The organism is Streptomyces violascens, from assembly GCF_014649955.1.
In the GTDB taxonomy this organism is placed as follows: Bacteria; Actinomycetota; Actinomycetes; order Streptomycetales; family Streptomycetaceae; genus Streptomyces; species Streptomyces violascens.
Window position 1 is genome coordinate 141,226 of the sequence record NZ_BMUA01000015.1, and the last position, 21,271, is coordinate 162,496.

Consider the following 21,271-nt stretch of genomic DNA (forward strand, 5'->3'; position numbering starts at 1 on the left):
GTCAGGCGCTCCGGTCCCGCGGCCCCGAAAGCCGTGTGGGCCTCACGGGCTTCTCGACCCCCGCGGCCGGTCGGCGGCGCCCGTGGTGGTGCCGGCCGTTCCCGTGGTCGTGCCGCCGTTGTCGGTGCCTGCCGTGTTGGTGCCTCCGTCGGTGGCGCCGCCCTGAGTCTGGCCCTGCGTCTGCCCCTGGGTCTGGCCTTGGGTCTGCCCCTGGGTCTGGCCTTGGGTCTGCCCCTGGGTCTGGCCCTGGGTCTGCCCCTGGGTCGAACCCTGGGTCTGGCCCGGTGTCTGGCCCTGCGTCGATCCTTGGGTCTGGCCCTGGTTGCGGCCGCCGGTCTGGCCCTGGTTCTGCCCCTGCGTCTGGCCTTGGTCCTGACCTTGGGTCTGGCCCTGGTCGCGGCCGGGGGTCTGGGGCGGGGACGGGTTCGGGGGCGGCGGTTCGACCGGGACGGTGGCGCCGTCCTGGAGTTCCAGGTCGAAGTCCTTGACCTCGCTGCCCTGGAGGGCGCCCTTGGTGTACTGGGCCCAGATCTGCGCGGGCGGCCCGCCGCCGTTCATGCGGGTGTAGCCGAGCGCGCCGTACAGCGGCTGCTGGACGGCCGTTTCGGGGTCGGCGCCCATCACGGCGACGACGGTGGCCAGGTCCGGGGTGTAGCCCGCGAACCAGGCGGCCTTGTCCTTTTCGGCGGTTCCGGTCTTGCCGGCGGCGGGCCGGCCCGAGGCCTGGGCTTCCGTGCCCGTGCCGCCTTCGACGACGCTCTGCAGCATCGACGTCGTGGTGTCGGCGGCCTCGCGGCTGACGGCCTGCTTGGTGTCCTGCGAGGGCAGGTCGGTCTTCTCGCCGTCCTTGGTGACGGATTCGACCATGGTGTACGTGCCGTGGCGGCCGTGGTCGGCGAGCGTGGCGTACGCCTCGGTCATGTCGAGGACGCTGGCGGTCGCGGTGCCGAGTGCGATGGAGGGGCCGTTGGGCATGTCCGGGGTGTCGGCGGGGATGCCGAGGTCGATGGCGGTCTGCCTGACCTTGGAGGGGCCGACGTCGGCGGCCATCTGCGCGTACACCGCGTTGACGGACTTGTCGGTGGCGGTGCGCACGGTGATCTGTCCGTACGAGGTGTCGTCCTCGTTGGCGGGGTTGTACGGGGTGCCCTTCCAGCCCTGCACATAGCGCTTGTTGGTGCCGTCGTAGACGGTGTTCGGGGTGATGGGGCGCCCGTCCTGGGTGGTCGAGTCGTTGACGACGGCCGAGGTGAAGACGAACGGCTTGAAGGTGGAGCCGACCTGGAAGTCGTGCCGGGTCGCGTTGTTGACGTACTGCTTGGTGTAGTCGATGCCTCCGTACATCGCGAGGACCTTGCCGGTCGACGGGTCGATGGAGGCGCCGCCGACTCGGACGTTGCGGTCGGCCTTGCGGTCGGGGCTCAGCTTGGAGTTGACCTTGTCGTCGACGGCTTTGACGAAGGCGTCCTGCTTGTCCTTCTCGATGGTGGTGGTGATGCGGTAGCCGCCGGTCGCGAGGGTGTTCTCCTCGATGATCTTGTTGCTGGTGAGGTAGTCCTTGACGGCTTCGACGAGGTAGCCGCGCTGGCCCGCGAGACCGGCGCGCGGCTTGACCTTTCCGGGGACGGGGAAGGTGGTCGCGGCCCGCTCGGGGGCGCTGAGCCACTTCTTCTTGACCATGCCGTCGAGCACGTAGTTCCAGCGGGCCAGCGCGCGCGGTTTGTTCTCGGGGTGGGCGATCACGTCGTACGCGCTGGGGGAGTTGAGCAGGGAGGCGAGGTAGGCGCCCTCGGCGGTGGTGAGCTTCTCGACGTCCTTGCTGTAGTACGCCTGCGATGCCGCCTGGATGCCGTAGGCGTTGCGGCCGAAGTAGCTGGTGTTCAGATACCCGGCAAGGATGTCCTCTTTGGTCTCCTCGCGATTGAGTTTGATCGCGATGAAGAACTCCTTCACCTTGCGGGTGACCGTCTGCTCCTGGCCCAGGTAGTAGTTCTTGACGTACTGCTGGGTGATGGTGGAGCCGCCCTGGGTGCCCTTGCCGGTGAGGGTGTTCCAGGCGGCGCGCACCATCGCCTTGGGGTCGACGGCCCGCTCGGAGTAGAAGTCCCGGTCCTCGGCGGCCAGTACGGCGCGCTGCACGGTGAGCGGGACCTGGGAGAGCTGTACGTTCTCGCGGTTGATCTCGCCGTCCGAGGCGAGCTGGGTGCCGTCGGCGTACAGGAAGACGTTGGACTGGGCGGTGGCCCCGGCGTTGGCGGCCGGGATCGACACGAGCGTGTAGCCGGTGATGAAGCCGCCGATGAGCAGCAGGGCGAAGAGCAGGACGATGCCGAGCACGATGCGCCAGCGGGGGACGAAGCGGCGCCATCCGGTCCGCTTGGGGCGCTTGTCCTTGCCGTTGTCCTTGCCGCCGCCGCTGCTGCCGCTGCCGCCCGCCGCGGCGGTGGGCACCGGCCCGGGCCCCTCGGCGCCTGGGCCCCGGGGCTTCCACTTCTGCGGCGCCTCGTGTCCGGGCTTCGGGGGCTCCGGCTGCTCGTCGTCGCTCATGTCTCTCCGGCCGTCGCATCTCGGGTCGTTTGCGAAATGTATGGGGTGATATGCGGTGTAAGGACATCTTGCATGCCGCACCGCGGAAATTCCGTCGCGAAGGGCCGTGGGGCTGGGCTAGGCTCTCGCGCTTTGGTGTCCATGGCGGTGGGGGGGGCGGTCGTGCGGCTGTACGGAGTCGTGGCCGCGGGTGGGTTCCGGCGCTATACGACGTACCGGGTCGCCACCGCGGCCGGGGTGTTCACCAACACTGTCTTCGGCGTGATCGTGGCCTACACCTATATAGCCCTGTGGGACCAGCGTCCCAACCTCGGCGGCTACGACCAGTCCCAGGCGCTCACCTATGTGTGGATCAGCCAGGCCATGCTGATGACGGTCAACCTGTTCGGCGGCGGCTTCGCGGACGAACTCGTGGAACGCATCCGTACGGGTGACATCGCGATCGACCTGTACCGTCCGGCCGACCTCCAGCTGTGGTGGCTGTCCGCCGATCTGGGCCGGGCGCTGTTCCACTTCCTGGGGCGCGGGGTGGTCCCGCTGACCTTCGGTGCGCTGTTCTTCGACCTCGCGCTGCCCACGGACCCGCTGACCTGGCTGGCCTTTCTCCTCGCGGTGCTGCTCGGTGTGGTGGTGAGCTTCGCGCTGCGGTTCCTGGTGGCGCTCTCGGCGTTCTGGCTGCTCGACGGGGCCGGCGTCGCCTCCCTCGTCTCGATCGCGGGCCTGTTCTTCTCCGGGATGCTGCTGCCGCTCAACGCCTTCCCCGGCCTGCTCGGCGAGGTGGCCCGCGCGCTGCCGTGGTCCTCGCTGCTCCAGATCCCGGCGGACGTCCTGATGGGCCGGCACCGCGGCTGGGGCCTGCTCGGTGCGTTCGGTTTCCAGCTCGGCTGGGCGGCTGCGCTGCTCGGCGTGGGCCGGCTGCTCCAGTCCGCGGCGGTACGGAGGGTGGTGGTGCAGGGTGGCTGAGACGGTGACCGAGCGGCGGCCAGCGCCGGGTGTGTGGGCCACGTACAGGATGATCGCCGGAATGTGGATCCGCTCCACACTCGCCTACCGGGCATCGTTCGTGATGATGCTGGTCGGGAACTTCCTGGTGACAGCGTTCGACTTCGTCGTGATCGCCCTGATGTTCTCGCAGGTCCGCTCGCTCGGCGGGTACTCCTTCGCCGAAGTGGCGTTCCTGTACGGGACGTCGACGACGGCGTTCGGGCTTGCGAACGCGGTGCTCGGCTCGATCGACAAGCTGGGCGCGCGCATCCGCGACGGCACGCTCGACACGCTGCTTGTGCGCCCGGCGCCGGTGCTCGCGCAAGTCGCCGCCGACCGCTTCGGCCTCCAGCGCCTGGGCCGGCTGCTCCAGGGCGTGCTGGTCCTGGCGGGTTCGCTGCTGTCCCTGCACGTCCACTGGACGGTGCTGAAGGTGCTCCTGGTGCCGGTGATGCTGCTCAGCGGCACCGCGATCTTCTGCGCGGTGTTCGTGGCGGGCGCTGCCTTCCAGTTCTGGGCGCAGGACGCGGCCGAGGTGCAGAGCGCGTTCACGTACGGCGGCCAGACGCTGCTCCAGTACCCGCCGACGGTGTTCGCCAAGGACATGGTGCGCGGCGTCACCTTCGTCCTGCCCCTGGCCTTCGTGAACTGGCTGCCCGCGCTGTACGTCCTGGGCCGCCCCTACCCCCTGGCCCTGCCGGCCTGGCTCGCCTTCACGCCCCCGCTTGTGGCGGCCGCCTGCCTGACGCTGGCGGGCCAGGCGTGGCGGGTGGGAATCCGTTCGTACCGCAGCACGGGGAGTTGAAGTGAGCGACTTGATCGAACTCGACGGCGTGGAGAAGGTCTTCGAAGTACGCCGCAAGACGGGCCGCCTGCGTCGCGAGAAGCGAGAGGTCAGGGCGGTGGACGGGATCAGCTTCCGGGTGCCGCGGGGCGAGATGGTCGGCTACATCGGCCCGAACGGCGCCGGAAAGTCCACCACGATCAAGATGCTGACGGGCATCCTCACCCCGAGCGCGGGCCGCCTCAGGGTGGCGGGCCTGGACCCGTCCCGGGAACGTACGAAACTGGCGCAGCGCATCGGCGTGGTCTTCGGCCAACGCACAACTCTCTGGTGGGACTTGCCGCTGTACGACTCGTACAAGCTGGCTCACCGCATGTACCGCATCCCGGATGCCCGCTTCCGCGAAAACCTGGACAGATGCGTCGAACTCCTGGATCTGGCAAGCCTGTTGGACGTACCGGTTCGCCAACTCTCCCTGGGTCAGCGAATGCGCGGCGACATCGCGGCAGCACTCCTCCACGACCCGGACGTCCTGTACCTGGACGAGCCGACGATCGGCCTGGACGTCATCAGCAAGGCAAAAGTCCGGCAATTTCTGCGCGACCTGAACGCGGAACGCGCCACCACGATCCTGCTCACCACGCACGACCTGACCGACATCGAGCAGCTCTGCAAGCGGGTGATGGTCATCGACCACGGGCGCCTGATGTACGACGGCGCGCTGGCCGGGCTGCACGAGGCGGGCGAGAGCGAACGCACCCTGGTGGTCGACCTGGAGCGCGAACTCCCGCCGGTACAGGCGGAAGGCGCCCGTGTGGTGAAGGTCGAGGGCCCCCGCCAGTGGCTCGCCTTCCCGGCCTCCGCGTCGGCGGCGCCGCTGGTTGCGCACATCGCGCAGGCGTACCCGTTGGTGGACCTGTCGGTACGCGAACCGGACATCGAGGCAGTGATCGCGAGAATGTACGACGGTCGGCCCCTTTACTAGTCTTCGCACCATGACGAGTGAACCAACGGGTGGGCTGCCACAGATGCGGGCTTCGGACGCCGAGCGGGAGCGGATCGCGGAGACGCTGAGGGACGCGGTGGCCGAGGGCCGGCTCGACATGGAGGAGTTCGAGCAGCGCCTGGAGGCGGCCTACAAGGCGCGTACGCACGGGGAGTTGGAGCCGCTCGTCCGCGACCTGCCCGCGCCGGGCACGGCGGGCCCGGCGGCCCCGGTGGCCCGCCGCACGGAGGACGAGACCGAGGTCCACTGGCCCTCCCGCATCGGCCACCCGCCGACCTCCAAAGGAGGCTTCGCCCTGTGGGGCGGCTTCCAGCGCAAGGGCAACTGGACGGTGGCGAAGAAGTTCACCGCGTTCGCGATGTGGGGCGGCGGCGACATCGACCTGCGCGAGGCCCGCTTCGAGGACCGCGAGACGGTGATCCGCCTCTTCACGATCATGGGCGGCATCGGCGTGACGGTCCCGCCCGAGCTGAACGTCCAGGTGAAGGGCTTCGGAATCATGGGCGGGGTGGGCGGCAGCAAGGCCAACGGCGAGGGCACACCGGGCTCGCCCCACGTCACGATCGTGGCGTTCGCCCTGATGGGCGGGATCGGGGTGGACCGGAAGCTGCGGAAGGTACACAAGGAGCGGTTGCGGCTGGAGAAGAGGGAGGGGAAGGAGCGGAAGGAGCTGGGGTGAGGGGTGGGGGTCGAGGCGCTGGGTTGCCTCAACCCCCTTGGATGCGTGGTCAGTTCGTGGTGAGCGCGGCCTATCCGCCCAGCGCGTGCGACACCGTGTAGATCAGCAGGCCCGCCAGCGCGCCCACCACCGTGCCGTTGATGCGGATGAACTGCAGATCGCGGCCGATGTTCGCCTCGATCTTGCGGGACGTGTCGTTCGCGTCCCACGACGCCACCGTGTCTGTGATGAGGGATGTGATCTCGGCCCGGTAGGTCGAGACCACGTACGCCGCCGCGTCCTCCAGCCAGCCGTCCACCTTGGACTGGAGGCGGTCGTCCGTGGACAGGCGGGTGCCCAGGGAGAGCAGGGACGCCCTCGCGCGCAGGCGCAGTTCGCTGTGGTCGTCCTCCGCCGCCGCGATGATCATCGACCGTACGGAGGACCACGCCGAGGCGATGATGTCCTGGACCTCGGCGCGGGCCAGTATCTCCGACTTGAAGCGCTCCACCCTGGTCCGCGTCTCGGAGTCCGACTGGAGGTCGGCCGCGAAGTCCGCCAGGAAGCGGTCCAGGGCGCCGCGCGCCGGGTGGGCCGGCATGTCACGCATCTCGGTTATGAAGCGCAGCAGCTCCTTGTAGACGCGCTCGCCCACCTTGCGGTCCACGAAGCGCGGCGTCCAGCCGGGGGCGCCGCCCTGTACCGCGTCCATCACCGAGTCCCCGTGCAGCACCAGCCAGTCGTGGGCCCGTACGCACACCAGGTCCACGGCCTTGCGGTGGCTGCCGTCCGCGACGATCTTCTCCAGCGCCTTGCCGAGGCCCGGCGCGATCTCCGCCGCGTCCGCCCGGCGTGTGATCGCCTCGCCCACCACCGCCTGGACGTCGGAGTCCCTGAGCACCGTCAGCGCGCCGCGCAGGGCTGTGGCCAGCTCCGACGTGACCCGCTCCGCGTGCTCGGGCTCCGCGAGCCAGGTACCGAGGCGGCGGCCGATGCCGAGGGCCTGGAGGCGGGTGCGTACGACGGCCGTCGACAGGAAGTTCTCGCCCACGAACGAGCCCAGTGTGGCGCCGAACTGGTCCTTCTTGTTCTGGATGATCGCCGTGTGCGGAATGGGCAGGCCCAGCGGGCGGCGGAACAGCGCCGTCACCGCGAACCAGTCCGCAAGCGCACCCACCATGCCCGCCTCGGCCGCCGCCGCGACGTATCCCGCCCACGCGCCCGCTCCCGAGCGGTCCGCCCAGGTCGCGAGGCCGAAGATCACCGCGACCAGGAGCAGCAGGCCGGTCGCCGTCGCCTTCATGCGGCGCACGCCCCGGCGCTTCTCCTCGTCCGCCGCCGTGTAGGCGAAGGGCGACGAGCGGGGCGTGCGCGCGGCCGTGTCCGCCCCGGCCGCCGCCTCTGCGTCGGGCCCCGATCTCGTACGTTCCATTCGCTCCACCCGTCCGTGCCTGTGCACGACCCCGATCGGTCTCGTACGGCACGATCCGTTCCGTACGACCTCTTACATGAAGTACTTACGGCGCGCACGTTCAGTTCCCGTGCGCCCGTACGACCACTCGTTCGCGTGGCCCCGCGGGCCTTCGCTCCGTACATTCAGATCATGTCCATGCGGACGCTTCGGTCGCATGCCGGGCGGCTCGCCCTGCTCGCGGTGGTGGTGCTGCTCGCCGCCACCGTCTACGCCGTGGTTGTGCCCGGCCGGGCCGGGGCGGGCTCCGACGACGGTGACTGGGCCGGGACCTGGTACGCCGCTCCCGTCGGCGTCGAGCCCGGGGGCGATGCGGCGCGGACCGTACGCAATGTCGTGCACACCTCGCTCGGCGGCAGCTGGGCCCGCGTCACCGTCTCCAATCTGTTCGGGCACGCCCCGCTCGACCTGCGCCACACCACGCTGGCCACCGCGGCCGACCCCGCGCGGACCATGCGGACGCTGACCTTCCGCGGGCTCGCGCGGGTCTCCGTGCCGGCCGGCACGGAGGTCGTCAGCGACCCGCTCGCCTTCGAGGTGCCCACTTCTGGTGATGTGTACGTGTCTGTGTACGCGGCCGGGCCCGTGACCTGGCATCCCGGGGCCCAGCAGACCTCGTTCATGGCCCGGGGCGCTGTCGACCGTGCTGCCGACGCCGAGGGGTTTGCACAGGTCACGGGGGCTTGGCGGTACGTCACCGCCCTCGATGTCCAGGGGGCGGAGGCGGCGGCCGGCAGCGTCGTCGTGTTCGGGGACTCCATAACCGAGGGGGTCGGATCCACGCCGGGGGCCGATCGGCGCTGGACGGATGTGCTGGCGGGGCGGCTGCGGGGGCCGCACGCCGCGCTCTCCGCGGACAGCGGTTCCGCGCCGCAGGCCGTGCTCAACGCCGGGATCGGCGGGAACGCGCTGCTCGCGCGGTTCGCCGGGCCCAGCGGGGTCGAGCGCTTTCAGCGGGACGCGCTTGCGCGGGCCGGGGTGCGTACGGTCGTCGTCGAGCTCGGGATCAACGATCTGCTGGGTGGGGAGAGGGATTCCGCCGCGCTGCTTGCGGGGATGCGGGAGTTGGTGCGGGTGGGGCATGCGCGGGGGGTGCGGGTCCTGGGCACGACGCTTTCGCCTTGCGGCGGGGTCCGGGGGTGTACGGGTTTGGTTCAGCGGGTGCGGGGATTCGTGAACTCCGCGATTCGTGGGGGCGGGGTTTATGACGGGGTCGTCGATATAGACCGGGTGCTTCGGGATCCGTATGCGCCGATGGCGTTGTGGGGGCCGTACGACTCCGGGGATCGGCTGCACCCGTCTGATGCGGGGTATCTGGCGATGGGGCAGGGGGTGGATCTGGGGGCGTTGTGAGGGGGCACCTGTCGGACGCCGCCCGCCCTCGCTCCGCCGCCGGGCGCGCGACCGGTGAGTCCGAGCGTGCTGCGAGGGGGCTCGCCGTCGGATGCAGCTACTCCCGCCCCGCCGGGCGCACGTCCGGACGGCTCCTGTCCGTCCCTGCCGTACGGCCATGCGCCCGACCACTATGGGGAGTTGCCCCTCTGTACGAGCCGGGGGCGGACTTCGTTCAGAGAGGCGGGAAATCTCTTTCCGGCTTTCCCCTCTCCGCTACTCGGCGGAGTTACGAGTAACAGCCCAAGAGGCGACGGCAACGGCCCCGGCCACGCCGAAAACGGAGGGCCAGGCGCCGACCTTCTTGGCCAGCGGGTGAGACCCGGCGAAGGCGGCGACGTAGGCGGCGGTGAGCCCGACGGCAGCCTTGGTCCCGGCCGCCTGCTGCCACTGCCGAGCCGCGACCGCCCCAGCCGCGGCAAGCGCCACCCCACCGAGCTGCCGCTTCTTGGTCCACCGGGCAACCCCATACCCCCCGATGAGCCCGCCGGCCGCGATTGCAGTTGCGGGAACCTTTGCCATGGTTTGCCTCCTGGAGTGCGGTTTCTTTGAGGCTAACGCGGGGGTGCGGCAGGGTTTGCGGGGGGTCGGGCGTTCCGAGGTTGTCGATGGTTGGGCGCCTGACGTGGATCAGCCCGCCGTCAGGCGCCGTTCGCCTCAGTGATTCGAGCCGACTTACCGGCGGTGCTGATTCCAGGTACCGCAGACCATGACCGCGATAGAGAGGACAACCAACGCCCACAAGTGGTGCGGGTCCTCAGGTGCCCGCCCTGCGACGATGGCGTAGCTGAGCGCGCTGCCGCCGGCCATCGGGAGGTACTTCGGGCAACCGCTGCGCAGGAAGTCCGGTACCGGAACCCGCAGTGGCGGAACGATCATGTACCGGCGGGTCTGGCGGGCAGGCGGCGGCACAGCCGGCTCCCGCTCGTCGGAGGCACCGTCTCCCGTCGACATGTCATTGTTGTTCATAGCGTCCTTCCCTCTGTGCACTCGGATGGAAATAGGGGCGCGGTGCCCGCTGCTCCGTGCGTCTGGAAACCTCGGAGCAGCGGGTCACTCTTCTTGGGGAGCACCCCCGCTGTCGGCGCCGGTGAGGCGCCTGCTTGCGTCAGTTGGTGAGCCGGCGCAGCGGCTGGATCACCCGATGCGCTGAAGGGCAGCTTCAACCAGGGCCGCAGCATCGTGATGACGCTGAGCCTCCAGGAGCGAGGCTGTGATCCTGAGGATGTCCTCTGCTCCCCGCTCTGAGGCGCTAGCGAGAACGGCATCGGCCGCCTCCGCCTCGCGGGCGATGGTGTAGCTGGCCACCACATCTCGGATCTCCGTCGGCGTGTGGGTCTGACCGATGTGCCAGAACAACGAGAAGGCGTCGGTCTCCCGCCCGGCCCTCAGATGTCGGATGGCGTCATCGGCCGCAGGGGTGGGCGGTACGGCGCCGTCACTCGGCGAGGAGGGGACCGGCGCACTCATCTGGCGCTGTCGGGCTGTCTGGAGGCGGGCCAGCTGAGTACGCACGGCATCGCTTCCCAGACCCTGCTTCGATGCAGCCGCGTTCCTGCGGACCTCCAACAGGTCCTCAAGTGACGGCAGGGCGTCAGTGTTATTGCCACTGCAGCAGCCGACCGCGATCTCATGAAGGCGCGCGACCACCTCCGGCGACGGCACGACTCGGCCCTGGGTGTAGCTAGTCAGGGCAGAGGGAGCTATCGGCACCTCTTTGGCGATTGCCCGTTGACTGCGGAAGGCCTGCTCAAGCGCTCGCTCGCATAAGCCCCGCACCATGACAGCGCATTCCCGCATCTCCGGAGTTGCGGTATCGCTGAACTCGGGAGTTATTTTCCCTCGGGGTGGCACCGAACCTCTATTTCGTATGTGAGGGACGATGGAGAGAACCGTCGTCCGGTTTGGCTGGAATTGGGAAGGTTTGTGTTCCCTTCAGATAGAGCCTTCCGTCTCGTAGCGGGATCTTCACGTTGTACTGCTTGATCAGGAAAGTCAACCCGTCTTCTGTTCTCGTGACTGAGATCAGAGTTCGGGCGTGCCGACGCTGTGAAATTTTCTTCCGGCGTGGTAGGCGGCTGCTGTCCGAAACCGGAATCCTGCCCTCCGATATTTCGGTGTCAACGTGCATAGTTCCAGCCTGATGATGTCGCGGAGAGGAGCCTGGTTGATTTGTGCAGTTTCCTGCCGAATCGCATGTGCCGACTCTGCGCTGTCGTTGCCCGAGGTGCAGTTGCCGGTCCCTTGCAAGGTTCCCGCCGGTGAGTTTTCTGGGGTGCTCCTTCGGTGAACTGCCAGCTCGCACGGGTGCTGCACTGTTCGCCGGGCCGCGGTCAACTCCAGCGTTGCCGGTCAGCTTGGCGACCGATGAGGGCGACGTGAAGTGATGGTCGAGATGTGTTGATCTGTCGCAATTTTACGGCAGGGAGATAGGGGCATCTTCCCCGCTACCGTGTGAATCCGACGCGGTCAATGGCTCCGTGTTCGCGGATTGGTGAACAAGGTTCGGTGATATGGGGTTGCTTCGGGGGGCTCGAATGGTGATAGATAGAGAGAACCTGCGACGCTCGCGATCTGTGTTTCTGATGCCGATTTGGTTGGGAAGGTGGCCGTCATGGTGTTGCCGTCATGGACAGACGAGAAGTTTGGCACCATGAAGAGGGCGGGACTCTGGCTCGTCACCGTGGTTGGTGAAGGAAGCGTCTTCACCAAGGATGAATTGCGTCAGGCCTTTCCAGGCGTATCGCAGATTGATCGCCGAATGCGTGATCTGCGGGACCATGGGTGGAAAATTGATACAAATCGCGAGGACGCTAGTTTGGCGTCCTCTGAGCAGCGTTTTGTTCGCCAGGGAGAGCCGGTCTGGGAACCGGGTAAGGGCCGCGTGAAGTCAACCGCTCCGGTCACGGCAACGCAGCGCCGCGAAATCATGGCCAGGGACGGTAACTTCTGCCGGTCGTGCGGAATCTCCGGCGGTCAGACCTTTGCCGGCACATACGAAGCTGCCCAGCTCGATATCGCACGCCGGCAGGTTCGCCAAGCCGATGGCGAACTCCGGGTAGAGCTGGTAACGGAGTGCAATAGGTGCCGGGTCGGGGGGCGGCAGCTCGTTGCCGATCCGGCGGACCTTCTCGCTCAAGTCCGCCAGCTCGGCACGCTTGAGCGGCGGGTTCTGGCCGGCTGGGTGACGGAGGACCGTCGTCCGTTCAGCACGGTGGAGCGTCTCTGGGCTGACTACCGGGCGCTTCCTGAGGAGTCCAGGGTCAAGATCCGGCAGGTGCTGGAAGCGGAGGGCACTGACTGAACGGGCCGGCGGGGGAAGCAGCGGTTTGGATTGCCACGCGCCCGTTCATCGCTTCTAGCTGAGAAAGAGAGACATGAGCAAGGACTTCGGAAGGCCGCCGCAGGCGGAGGGAAATCAGGAGCTTGTCCGCCTGCGGCTCGCCGAGGCCAACGCCACGGCCGGCCCGCGTGAAACGCTGACAGTCGAGTGGCGGGGTGCGCCTCTGCATGTAGAAGTCATCGACATGCCAGTCGCTTCCCTCTACTACAACCCGGGCACTCACCGGATCAGAGCCCAGCGCAGCTATGACCCGGCGCAGAACAGCCAGCTCGAGGCCGATCCCTGGAGTTCTGCCAGCCAGGATTACCTTCAGCAGCTGCTCCGGGCTCTGCCAGCTGACCCGGCAAGGGAAGACCCCGACTATCACGTCCTCCGGGACAGCCTCCAGTCGTTCAAGCAGACCGACCCGGGTCTCATCACTCGCGACGGCGTCCTGGTCAACGGCAATACCCGCAGGGCAGCCCTCGCAGAGCTGGGCGTGGCGAACATCCGCGTTGGTGTGCTGCCTGAGTCCTGTACCTGGGCTGACGTCGATGCGGTCGAGCTGTCACTGCAGCTGCGCAGGGATCATCGCCGTGAGTATTCGTACGTCAACAGGCTCCTTGCCATCGAGGAGCAGTTCAGCCTCGGACGCCAGCCGGCAGACATCGCGCGAGAGTTCCGCATCCGGACGGCGACGTGCGAGCAGGACCTGTGGATCTTGACGTGCCTTCGCGATTTGATCGAGCGGAGCCGGGACGGGGATGCGGTGCTGCGGCTCCTCGACTTCGAAGACCACCAAGAGAAGCTGAAGGAGCTGCACCGGCGCTACGTCAAGGAATCAGCTGTCAGCAAGGAGAGCGCCGACCTCCTCAAGGAAACCCGGCTGACGGCGATCCTCCTTGGCTTCTCCAAGACGGACGTGCGTCTCATCGAGCCGGACTTCAAAGCGAGGTACCTCGACAAGCGCCTTCCTCAAGAACTGAAGTCAGCTGAGACACCCGCAGCGGTGGCCATCCCCGGACTCGGCCGGACGGTACGCGCGGCAGACCCCAAGGTGGGTGCCGCGCAGGCACTGACTGACTCGATCCTCAAGGCCAAGGCAGTGGAAGGGGCGGCCGAGGTGGTCGCTGTTCACCGGCTGACAGCTGCCTCTTCCACGTTCCAGTCGGCCCGCGCAGCAGTCGAGAGCGCCCTGGAACCCGCCGGCAAGGACGCCCGTGTCCGTAAGCGGAAGCAGGCAGCGCCGGACCGGATCAGCGACGCGTGCCAGGACCTTGAGCAGGGCATCACGGATTTGGTGATGTCACGCGCGTCGCGCAGTCTGGACGAGGAAGTACTCGATGAGGCAGTGGTGAAACTGCGGGACACCCTTGGCAGGCTCGCCGCGGAGTGCGCGCGTAGCGTCTCCGAGCCGGGCGAAGGTGTCGCGTGGCTGCTCGACGCGATGCGTCAGAAGGACTGAAGGCTGATGACTGCCGGGGGGGAACCGTCTCTGCGCGTCGGTCTCGATATGACGCGGACCAAGGCAGTCCTCCGGGCTGGCTCTCACTACCAGAAGGATCTCGCCCAGCTGGCCGCCCGCTTTCCGGCGAGCGGTCGGCGTGAACTGCTCGCAGTCGAGATCGCGCTGGACGATTTCCTGGTCGGGCTTGAGGCACTGGGGACGTGGCCGTCGCCGCAGGACGTGGAGTGGGAGGAAGCCCTCGCGGAACTAGTGGGGGGCGTGCTCGATGATGCGGAAAGCGCCGAGAGGTCTCTTCACGAGGGAGGTCCCGACAGGCGCGGTATGGTCACGGAGGATGAGGTCAGCGCCCTTGTAGGGGCGGGGTGGAGAGCCGATCTCACTGCATTCCAGCGACGTGATGTCGCGTATCTGCTGTCGATGCGGCACGGTGCGAACTTCAGCGTGCCAGGTGCGGGAAAGACCCGTGTCGCGCTTGCCGTCTACGCGGCCCTGCGCGAGCGGGGGGAAGTCAGCCGACTCCTGGTGGTCAGCCCGAAGGCGGCCTACGAGGCCTGGAACTTCGAGACGGCAGAGTGCTTCGGGAAACCGCTGGTCAGTGAGGTGATGGGCAAGCGGCCCACTGTGGGCACCGAGGTGCTGATCGTTAACTACGAGCGCTTGGACCGGTCGCTGCCTGCACTCGCAGCTTGGCTGAGGTCCGCACCGTCCATGATCATCCTGGATGAAGCCCACAGGATGAAGCTCGGAGTGCAGGGGACGTACGGCAGCGCCTGTATGGCGCTCGGGCCTCTGGCCCGCAGGCGGCTGATCCTGACCGGTACCCCGGCGCCCAATGGCGCCCGCGACCTGGAGAATCTGCTGTCGTTCGTCTGGCCGGGCCATGGCCGCCGCGTGGTGACAAGCGCGGTCGGGGGCGGCGATCTGAGCCATGCGAGCAAGGTACTCCGGCCGTTGTTCACCCGGACGACGAAGCAGGAGCTGGGACTGCCACCGGTCGAAACCAAGATTAGATACGTCAAGCTGCCGCCGCTTCACCGCGAGATCTACGACGCATTGGTCGGACGCTTCACTGCGCGCGCGGAAGCCGCGCGCGACGACTTCGATGCGCTCGGGAAAGCGCTGCTGCGTTTGCTTATGGCTGCGACCAGCCCTGCTCTGCTCAGCCTGGGTGCTAGCCGCTACGAGCCCCTCTCTTATCAGCTGCCACCCCTGGACGTGCCGGCGGAGGACTCGCTCTTCGCGCTTCTGCGCGATCTGCCCAGCTATGAGGTTTCGCCAAAGTACGCGGAGACGCTGAGTCTGGTCGCGGCCAATGCCGCGCTGGGCCGCAAGACGCTGGTGTGGACCACATTCGTACGAAGCCTGACCACGATGCAACGGATGTTCGCTGACTATCAGCCGGCCGTGGTGCACGGCGGTACCCCTGACCGGGAGCAGCAGCTGAGGCGTTTCCGGGATGACCCCGACTGCCTCGTGCTGCTTTCCAATCCAGCCACGCTGGGCGAAGGCATCAGCCTGCACCAGGACTGCCATGACGCTGTCTATGTGGACCGTGACTTCATGGCCGGCAGGTTCCTTCAGAGCCTGGACCGCATTCACCGGTTGGGCCTGGCCCCTGGGACGCAGACGCGTGTGACCGTCTTGGCGGCGAGCGACACGATCGATGAGGCTGTCGCGAAGCGACTGGAGGAGAAGGTCGGCTTCATGGGGAGGATCCTGGACGACCCGTCCGTGCAACAGCTGGCCGACCTGCAAGAAGAGTCCTCTGTTGCCGGGGGCATGGATGCGCTCGATATCCAGGCGCTTCTCGAGCACATGACGGCTCGCGGCCACGGGTGAGGCAGAGCCGTCCGCCGTCACCGCGCATGGCTGGTGCCGGAGAGAGACCCCGGTATAGAGGGGTGTTCGAGGAACGGCGCGGCGTGCGGCAAACTAGACCGGTCTCGTTGTCAGTGGGGTCTGTCACCCTTTGTGATGGTGGATTCGCTCGCAGTGTCCACTGTTGTCGACCGGAAAGTGAGGGGACATGGCCCGCACGAATGAGCTCAAGTACTCATCAGTGGAAATCTGCGCAGGAGCTGGGGGGCAGGCCGTTGGGCTGCACCAGGCGGGCTTCAGGCATGTGGCTCTGATCGAGATCGACAAGGACGCTTGCGAGACGCTGAGGACCAACACGAGGGCGGATGCGGAGTGGTCGGGCTGCCGGGTGATCCAGGCCGACCTTCGGGATTTCGACTCGAAGGGACTGGGGCTGCGGCCCGGCGAACTGGACTTGCTGGCGGGCGGCGTTCCCTGTCCGCCCTTCTCCTCTGCTGGCAAGCAACTGGGCCGAGACGATGAGCGAGACCTGTTCCCGACGATGCTTGACCTCGTCGACGAGCTGGAGCCCAAGGCTGTGATGATCGAGAACGTCCGTGGCCTGGTGGACCCGAAGTTCGCTGACTATCGGGCCGAAATCGTTAAGCGGCTGGAATCGCTGGGCTATGAGCAGTGCTATTGGGAGGTGCTAGAGGCGAAGAGGTATGGCGTTCCTCAGCTCCGCCCGCGAGCCATCCTCGTTGCGATGAAGCCCGAGTACGCCAAGCACTTTGAGCACTCAAAGCCGGAGCCGGTCCCGGAGCTCAGTGTCGGTGAAGCGTTGCACGACACCATGCGCGACAGGTTCGATGCCGTTGCCGATGACCCTCGGGCTGAGAAGGCGTTCAAGGCCTGGTACGGGAAGGCGCTCGACGGCGTCGCCCCGACCCTGGTCGGTGGTTCGAAAAAGCATGGAGGGGCAGACCTTGGGCCTACGCGAGCGAAGCGGGCATGGGCTGACCTGGGCGTGTGTGGTCTCGGGGTGGCGAATTCTCCAGAGGAGCTCAAGGACAAGGAGCGCGACCTCTTCGCCGCGGCCGGCCCCAAGCTGACGGTCCAGCAGGCTGGCATCATTCAAGGTTTCCCCGACGGTTGGGCCTTTACCGGGAAGAAGACGGCCGCATATCGGCAGGTCGGAAACGCTTTCCCTCCTCCTGTTGCAAAGGCTGTGGGCGAGCAGATTTATGCGGCATTCGAGGCGGCCGCACGATCTGGCGAAAAGTAGATTTCTCAGGAATCTCTCTTAGGCCTTAGTCGGCTTACCGCTGCCGCAATCTGCAATGCACATTGTTCGGGTGGCTCGTGCTCCCAGAACCGGAGCACAGTCCACCCCGCAGCAGATAGCTGCTCATCGGTATCGCGGTCGCGTCCCATATTCCTGGCTACCTTTTCTGACCAATAACCAGAATTTGTCTTCGGGGGGACATAGTGTTCCGGGCATCCGTGCCAGTAGCAGCCATCGATGAAGACGGCCACCTTTGCTGGGCGGAAGACCATATCGGCGGTCCGTCGGAGGTCGGGCAGGGGCTTCGCTGAGACGCGATAGCGCAGCCCTTGTGCATGCACCAATTGACGGATAAGCCGCTCAGGTTTGGTGTCCCGGCTGCGGATCGCCTGCATGTTGCGTCGCCTGCCGGCGGAGGATGCCCAGGAGCCGGGGGGCGGGTTCCAGTCGTCTGTCATGTTTGGCACGGATCACCTCAGGGTTCTTCTGCGTGGGGGCAGGAGTTCTTGCTGCTGGGAGGGGCCTCCAGGCATGCGCGGCCTGCGATCGCCTTGTTCACGGCTGTGCCCGATCTGGCACTCCGTGACTCGTGCCTGATCTGGCGGCTGTCCCACCGTAGTCGTTGGGCTCCTGCCGGTCCCGTCAGATGCTCACGGGGACACCTCCTCGCCCTCGGTCCTTGGGGCTTTGTTAGCACCACCAACTAGGCTGCTGTGGACGGAAGTTGCTGGCTGAGGCGGAGGTGACGGCGAAGTGGTGCACGAGACGTCGGCGGAGGATGTGCTGCGGCATTTCTGCCGTTCGCCCGGGACGCGGGACATCTTCGAAGCCTGGAAGTCGGACGAGCGCCGTCGGCTGGTGATACCTGTCGTGCTGGGGCACCGTGTGCGAACGGTCTACCGGCTCGGAAGGGAAGACGTCATTGATGTGTGCAGGCGGACCGAGCACGCGCTCGGGCGTGTCGCTCGACGTGACGGCGAGGCTGTGCGCCCGATAGTGGACTGGCACCCGGATTTTGCGTTCACTCACATGTTTCATGTGTGTATGGAGCGTTTAGGTGCCTTACCAACCTACCAGGATTTTCGAAACTTCTCAGAGAGCGAGAGCCTTGGGCGCTATATGCTCGCAAATCCGGCGCGAGCTAAAGTTCATGAGACTGTTGCTGCTGGCGTGCCTGAGGCCTTAGCAAGGGATGCTATGCGATGGCGGGTGGGAAATGCGTACTATAGCTTCCTGCGTGAGGTCTATACGATTACGGAGCTGCGAATCAGGGGCGTCGATCTTCAGGTGCATCCGTTAGCCGATGCGCTCTTCCGCGTAGACTGCTGGACTGATCGGACTGCCATGAGCCTTCGTGTGGGAAACTCGAAATTCCGCAAAGGGGCAACCCAAGGGCGAAAGGCCTCCGCCGCACGTATTTTAGCCGATCTGCGGCCGCCTGTTGAATTTCTGGATATCGAGCTGCGGCCTGCATCGAAATTTGGCTCTGTTCACCTTCCTGCGCACGAGAAGCTGGATGCCACGGCCGCGACACTGCTGGGGCGCCGATGAGGCCGGTCCCTTCACTGCTCCGTCAGGTGCGTGGCGCTGGGGGCGTCCGTACCTATCTCGTATGGGTAGGAAGGGAGGGGGCTGGTTGAACGGCATCTGCTGCGGAAGCCACAACCCAGCGTCGGCCTTCGAGGACCACGCTGGGGAGCGAAGCCTCTTTGAGGTCCGCTTCGGCTACACGGACGCTGACGAACTCCCCCTCCCCGGGCACAGGGATGTGCAGCTGGGCAGCTACCTGCTTATGGCTGTCGTAGTCCCCCATGATGAGGATGCCTTCTCGCTGGAGGGCTGACCTGGAGCCTCCGTTGCCGCGCACGCGCTTCATGTAGTCCTTCTGCTGGGCGACAGTACGCACCACATTGCGCCCGATGCGCCGTTGCTGGGCCCGTCGGAACAGTTCGTTGAGGCGTGCCTGGCCGGATGAGTAGCCGAAGACAGCCTTCCGGTCGGCCTCGGTCATGTGCAGCAGGACGTTCTCTGGAAGCTCAGCCTCGTGCCAGAGCCAGAGAATCTTGTTCCGGTGCGCAGCCTTGATGGTCAACTTCAGGTCGCGATTATTTCCGCTGTTAAGCCACTCCGGAACTATCCGAAGAAGCCCGGCGCTCCAGCGGCTCGTATAGTCGTCTGCCCACACGAGCAGGCACAGGTGCCCAACGGCCTCAGGCGGGATCATCCAGCCGCCGAACTGCTGCGAATACTTGCAGTCGACGTCGAACCCCGCGATCTTGTAGTCCATGTCCGTGCCGTCGTTGAACTTGAACTCGCGCTGGAGGTTGATTTCGACGACTGTTCCGGCATGGGTCTTCTCAGTTTTGAAGAGCGTCTTCCAGTCGAACCGGCCTGTTTTTTCGCCGTTGAGAAGCTGGTCGATGGTGTCGCGGAGCACTGTCGCGAAGCGTTGCCCCGTGGGGTCGAGGTCGCGGATCTGACTGTAGACAGCCGCCAGTTCAGGGTCTTCCCGCAATAAGGACTGAGAATGCATGTTGGCTGCTGCGGAGACGTCGATCGGGAGCAACGGGTGATCCTTCTACTAGGCGGGGAGGGCTCCAGGGCCAGTGCGGGGCAACGAACCGCCCGTCATGTCTGGGCGACCCCATGGCAATCCCCATAAGCCACCCCCGACCCGCACCAGCAATCCGCCCCCCTCCCCGGTGGCCACGCCACCGCTCGGCCGCGGGCGGCCAGGGTTGTGGCGTACTGGGGGAGGAGGTCCGCGTTGGCCGGGGAGGAGGACTCCGAGGCGGCGAAGGCCTCGTAGGAGGGGACCGTGGCTGTCACGATGCCCAGGTTCGGGGTGCCGGCTGCCGCCAGTTCGCGCAGGGACGCCTCGATGTCCAGCAAGTGGGCCGCATGGGTGGGGTATTCCGACTGGAGCTCGGGGTACGCCGTCAGGAGTTCGTCCAGTTCCGGTTCCGGCCAGTGCAGGACCGCTACCGGGAACGGGCGGGACAGGGCTGCCCGGTAGCTTCCCAACTCCGCTCTCAGGCGGGCCAGTTCCGCCTGGAGCTCGGCCGGGTCCTCGGAGCCCAGCGACCACAGGCGCTTCGGATCGTGGAGTTCGTCCAGGGTGATCGGCGCCGTGTGCAGCTCGTCCGCCAGGGTGTCCCAGGTGTCGTGCGGGAGCGCGAGCAGGCGGCGTACCCGGTGGCGGGTCGTCAGCAATGATTGCGTGCTGTAGGGGATGCCGGTTACATCCACCACCTCCTCGCCGACTCCCAGCATGGTGAGTGCCGTCGTCAACGACGCGTGGGCCAGGTCCAGTTCGTCGTGGGCCTCCAGCGTCTCGGCGACGATCTCCCACGCCGCCGGGTCCAGCGGGGCCGCCGCCCGGATGCCCTCGATGATGGCGCGGGCCTCCGGCTCGTGGCCGTACTCCCACAGGTTCGCGGCCTTGAACGCCTTCACCAGGTGGGGATGGTCCACCTTCGAGGCCAGTAGGCGGTCGTAGAGCGTGGTCGCCTTCGGGCGGTCGCCGGCGAGTTCCAGGTGGGCAGCGGCCTGTAGAAGCAGGGGCTCGTGGTCCTCCGGGTACTGCGCCGCGGTGCGCAGCAGACGCTCGGCTTCGGCAGTGTGATCGGCAGGCGTGTCGGGGCGCATGAGGGACACCGTACTGCTGTACGGGGGCCCGGCGGAGGGCGCTTTTGACCCTGGTGGGTCGAGTCCGTCACGTTGCGGGCCTGGTGAGTTGTGGCGTCGGCACCTACCCTGCGCCCGTGCGCACAGGGATACCGGTGATGGTGCAGGGCGGACGCGCCCGGCGGGCCTGGGCGGCCCGGGGGCTGTGGGCCGGGGCCGAGATCGCCGTGACGTTCGGGCTGCTCGTGCTTCTGCTGGTCGCGCACCAGCTCTGGTGGACCAATCGGGAGGCCCGAGCCGAGGCCGGGCGCACGGTCCATTCCCTGGAGCGGGAGTGGGGCGCATCCCCGGCAGCCCCTCTTCCGCCCCCTTCGGGCTCAGCGCCCGGCGAGGAGGTCGTCGTCGGGGACGACCCCGGCTCCCCTCACCCCTCCGGGGGTAGGACCGTCTCCGGTGCGAAGATCACCCCGCACGGGGACCAGGCGTACGCCGTCATCCGGATTCCCCGGATCGGGGTCACCGCGCCCATCGCCCAGGGGATCAGCAAGGCCGGCGTGCTCGACAAGGGGTACGTCGGGCACTACGTGCAGAGCGCCCAGCCGGGGGAGGCCGGCAACTTCGCGCTCGCCGGGCATCGAAACACCCACGGGGAGCCTTTTCGCTACATCAACAAGCTGAGGGCCGGTGACCTGGTGGTGGTCGAGACTCGGGACACCGTTTTCACGTACGTCGTCGATTCTGTGCTGCCCCAGACCTCCGCTCGCGACAGTGGGACCATCGCTGCCGTTCCCCGTAGTGACGTCAAGCCCTCGTACGGGTACTCCATGCCCGGGCACTACATCACGCTCACCACCTGCACGCCCGAGTTCACCTCCACCTACCGGCTGGTTGTGTGGGGCAAGTTGCGGGCCAGCCGTCCGCGCTAGCGTT

General features: G+C 67.0%; 19 protein-coding genes. 11 read left to right on the forward strand and 8 right to left on the reverse strand.

Annotated elements, in window-relative coordinates; all coding sequences use genetic code 11:
• Nucleotides 1-42: 42 nt before the first annotated feature.
• The gene (locus IE206_RS26560; protein WP_189966281.1) at nucleotides 43-2,547 is read right to left on the reverse strand and encodes a transglycosylase domain-containing protein; all 2,505 of its coding nucleotides are present in this window, start codon (nucleotides 2,545-2,547) and stop codon (nucleotides 43-45) included.
• Nucleotides 2,548-2,709: 162 nt separating this feature from the next.
• Here IE206_RS26560 and IE206_RS26565 point away from each other — a divergent pair, with 162 nt between their 5' ends.
• From IE206_RS26565 to IE206_RS26580, 4 genes are read left to right on the forward strand one after another with little or no spacing between them, the layout of a single operon-like run.
• Entirely contained in the window at nucleotides 2,710-3,510 is an 801-nt protein-coding gene (locus IE206_RS26565; protein ID WP_189966283.1) for an ABC transporter permease, read from the forward strand.
• Nucleotides 3,511-3,559: 49 nt separating this feature from the next.
• Nucleotides 3,560-4,336 carry an ABC transporter permease gene (locus IE206_RS26570; protein ID WP_189966398.1) on the forward strand — a complete coding sequence of 259 codons (777 nt, stop codon included), beginning with the start codon at nucleotides 3,560-3,562 and terminating at the stop codon, nucleotides 4,334-4,336.
• A 1-nt stretch (nucleotide 4,337) separates the two neighbouring features.
• Nucleotides 4,338-5,300 carry an ABC transporter ATP-binding protein gene (locus IE206_RS26575; RefSeq protein WP_189966285.1) on the forward strand — a complete coding sequence of 321 codons (963 nt, stop codon included), beginning with the start codon at nucleotides 4,338-4,340 and terminating at the stop codon, nucleotides 5,298-5,300.
• A gap of 43 nt (nucleotides 5,301-5,343) precedes the next feature.
• Entirely contained in the window at nucleotides 5,344-6,000 is a 657-nt protein-coding gene (locus IE206_RS26580; RefSeq protein ID WP_189966401.1) for a DUF1707 SHOCT-like domain-containing protein, read from the forward strand.
• Nucleotides 6,001-6,070: 70 nt separating this feature from the next.
• Here IE206_RS26580 and IE206_RS26585 read toward each other — a convergent pair whose 3' ends face one another.
• Complete coding sequence (locus tag IE206_RS26585; protein WP_189966288.1) at nucleotides 6,071-7,411, reverse strand: DUF445 domain-containing protein; 1,341 nt, start codon at nucleotides 7,409-7,411, stop codon at nucleotides 6,071-6,073.
• Between the two features lie 171 nt (nucleotides 7,412-7,582).
• Here IE206_RS26585 and IE206_RS26590 point away from each other — a divergent pair, with 171 nt between their 5' ends.
• Nucleotides 7,583-8,803 carry a GDSL-type esterase/lipase family protein gene (locus tag IE206_RS26590; RefSeq protein WP_226598937.1) on the forward strand — a complete coding sequence of 407 codons (1,221 nt, stop codon included), beginning with the start codon at nucleotides 7,583-7,585 and terminating at the stop codon, nucleotides 8,801-8,803.
• 255 nt (nucleotides 8,804-9,058) lie between these two features.
• On the opposite strand, the gene IE206_RS26595 is transcribed toward IE206_RS26590, so the two are convergent.
• The 3 genes from IE206_RS26595 to IE206_RS26605 all read right to left on the reverse strand — a co-directional run bounded on the left by IE206_RS26595 (nucleotide 9,059) and on the right by IE206_RS26605 (nucleotide 10,507).
• A complete protein-coding gene (locus IE206_RS26595; RefSeq protein ID WP_189966290.1) occupies nucleotides 9,059-9,364 on the reverse strand; it encodes a hypothetical protein in 306 nt (101 codons plus the stop codon).
• Nucleotides 9,365-9,517: 153 nt separating this feature from the next.
• A complete protein-coding gene (locus IE206_RS26600) occupies nucleotides 9,518-9,811 on the reverse strand; it encodes a hypothetical protein (RefSeq protein ID WP_189966292.1) in 294 nt (97 codons plus the stop codon).
• A 168-nt stretch (nucleotides 9,812-9,979) separates the two neighbouring features.
• The gene (locus IE206_RS26605; protein ID WP_189966294.1) at nucleotides 9,980-10,507 is read right to left on the reverse strand and encodes a hypothetical protein; all 528 of its coding nucleotides are present in this window, start codon (nucleotides 10,505-10,507) and stop codon (nucleotides 9,980-9,982) included.
• Between the two features lie 949 nt (nucleotides 10,508-11,456).
• Here IE206_RS26605 and IE206_RS26610 point away from each other — a divergent pair.
• The 4 genes from IE206_RS26610 to IE206_RS26625 all read left to right on the forward strand — a co-directional run bounded on the left by IE206_RS26610 (nucleotide 11,457) and on the right by IE206_RS26625 (nucleotide 16,714).
• The gene (locus IE206_RS26610) at nucleotides 11,457-12,146 is read left to right on the forward strand and encodes a KpnI family restriction enzyme N-terminal domain-containing protein (protein ID WP_189966296.1); all 690 of its coding nucleotides are present in this window, start codon (nucleotides 11,457-11,459) and stop codon (nucleotides 12,144-12,146) included.
• Nucleotides 12,147-12,219: 73 nt separating this feature from the next.
• Complete coding sequence (locus tag IE206_RS26615; RefSeq protein WP_189966298.1) at nucleotides 12,220-13,629, forward strand: ParB N-terminal domain-containing protein; 1,410 nt, start codon at nucleotides 12,220-12,222, stop codon at nucleotides 13,627-13,629.
• 6 nt (nucleotides 13,630-13,635) lie between these two features.
• Nucleotides 13,636-15,471: a DEAD/DEAH box helicase gene (locus IE206_RS26620; RefSeq protein WP_189966299.1), complete on the forward strand. Its 1,836-nt coding sequence runs from the start codon at nucleotides 13,636-13,638 to the stop codon at nucleotides 15,469-15,471.
• Between the two features lie 187 nt (nucleotides 15,472-15,658).
• Entirely contained in the window at nucleotides 15,659-16,714 is a 1,056-nt protein-coding gene (locus tag IE206_RS26625) for a DNA cytosine methyltransferase (RefSeq protein ID WP_189966301.1), read from the forward strand.
• Between the two features lie 5 nt (nucleotides 16,715-16,719).
• On the opposite strand, the gene IE206_RS26630 is transcribed toward IE206_RS26625, so the two are convergent.
• Nucleotides 16,720-17,172 (reverse strand): very short patch repair endonuclease, encoded by a 453-nt coding sequence (locus tag IE206_RS26630; RefSeq protein WP_189966304.1) that lies wholly within the window; start codon nucleotides 17,170-17,172, stop codon nucleotides 16,720-16,722.
• Nucleotides 17,173-17,467: 295 nt separating this feature from the next.
• Between IE206_RS26630 and IE206_RS26635 the strand changes: the two genes are divergently transcribed.
• Nucleotides 17,468-18,265: a hypothetical protein gene (locus IE206_RS26635; RefSeq protein ID WP_189966306.1), complete on the forward strand. Its 798-nt coding sequence runs from the start codon at nucleotides 17,468-17,470 to the stop codon at nucleotides 18,263-18,265.
• A gap of 52 nt (nucleotides 18,266-18,317) precedes the next feature.
• On the opposite strand, the gene IE206_RS26640 is transcribed toward IE206_RS26635, so the two are convergent.
• Complete coding sequence (locus IE206_RS26640) at nucleotides 18,318-19,280, reverse strand: NaeI family type II restriction endonuclease (RefSeq protein WP_226598936.1); 963 nt, start codon at nucleotides 19,278-19,280, stop codon at nucleotides 18,318-18,320.
• A 62-nt stretch (nucleotides 19,281-19,342) separates the two neighbouring features.
• Nucleotides 19,343-20,362: an SEC-C domain-containing protein gene (locus tag IE206_RS26645; protein ID WP_189966308.1), complete on the reverse strand. Its 1,020-nt coding sequence runs from the start codon at nucleotides 20,360-20,362 to the stop codon at nucleotides 19,343-19,345.
• A gap of 116 nt (nucleotides 20,363-20,478) precedes the next feature.
• Between IE206_RS26645 and IE206_RS26650 the strand changes: the two genes are divergently transcribed.
• Nucleotides 20,479-21,267: a class E sortase gene (locus IE206_RS26650; RefSeq protein WP_373300987.1), complete on the forward strand. Its 789-nt coding sequence runs from the start codon at nucleotides 20,479-20,481 to the stop codon at nucleotides 21,265-21,267.
• Nucleotides 21,268-21,271: the final 4 nt, after the last annotated feature.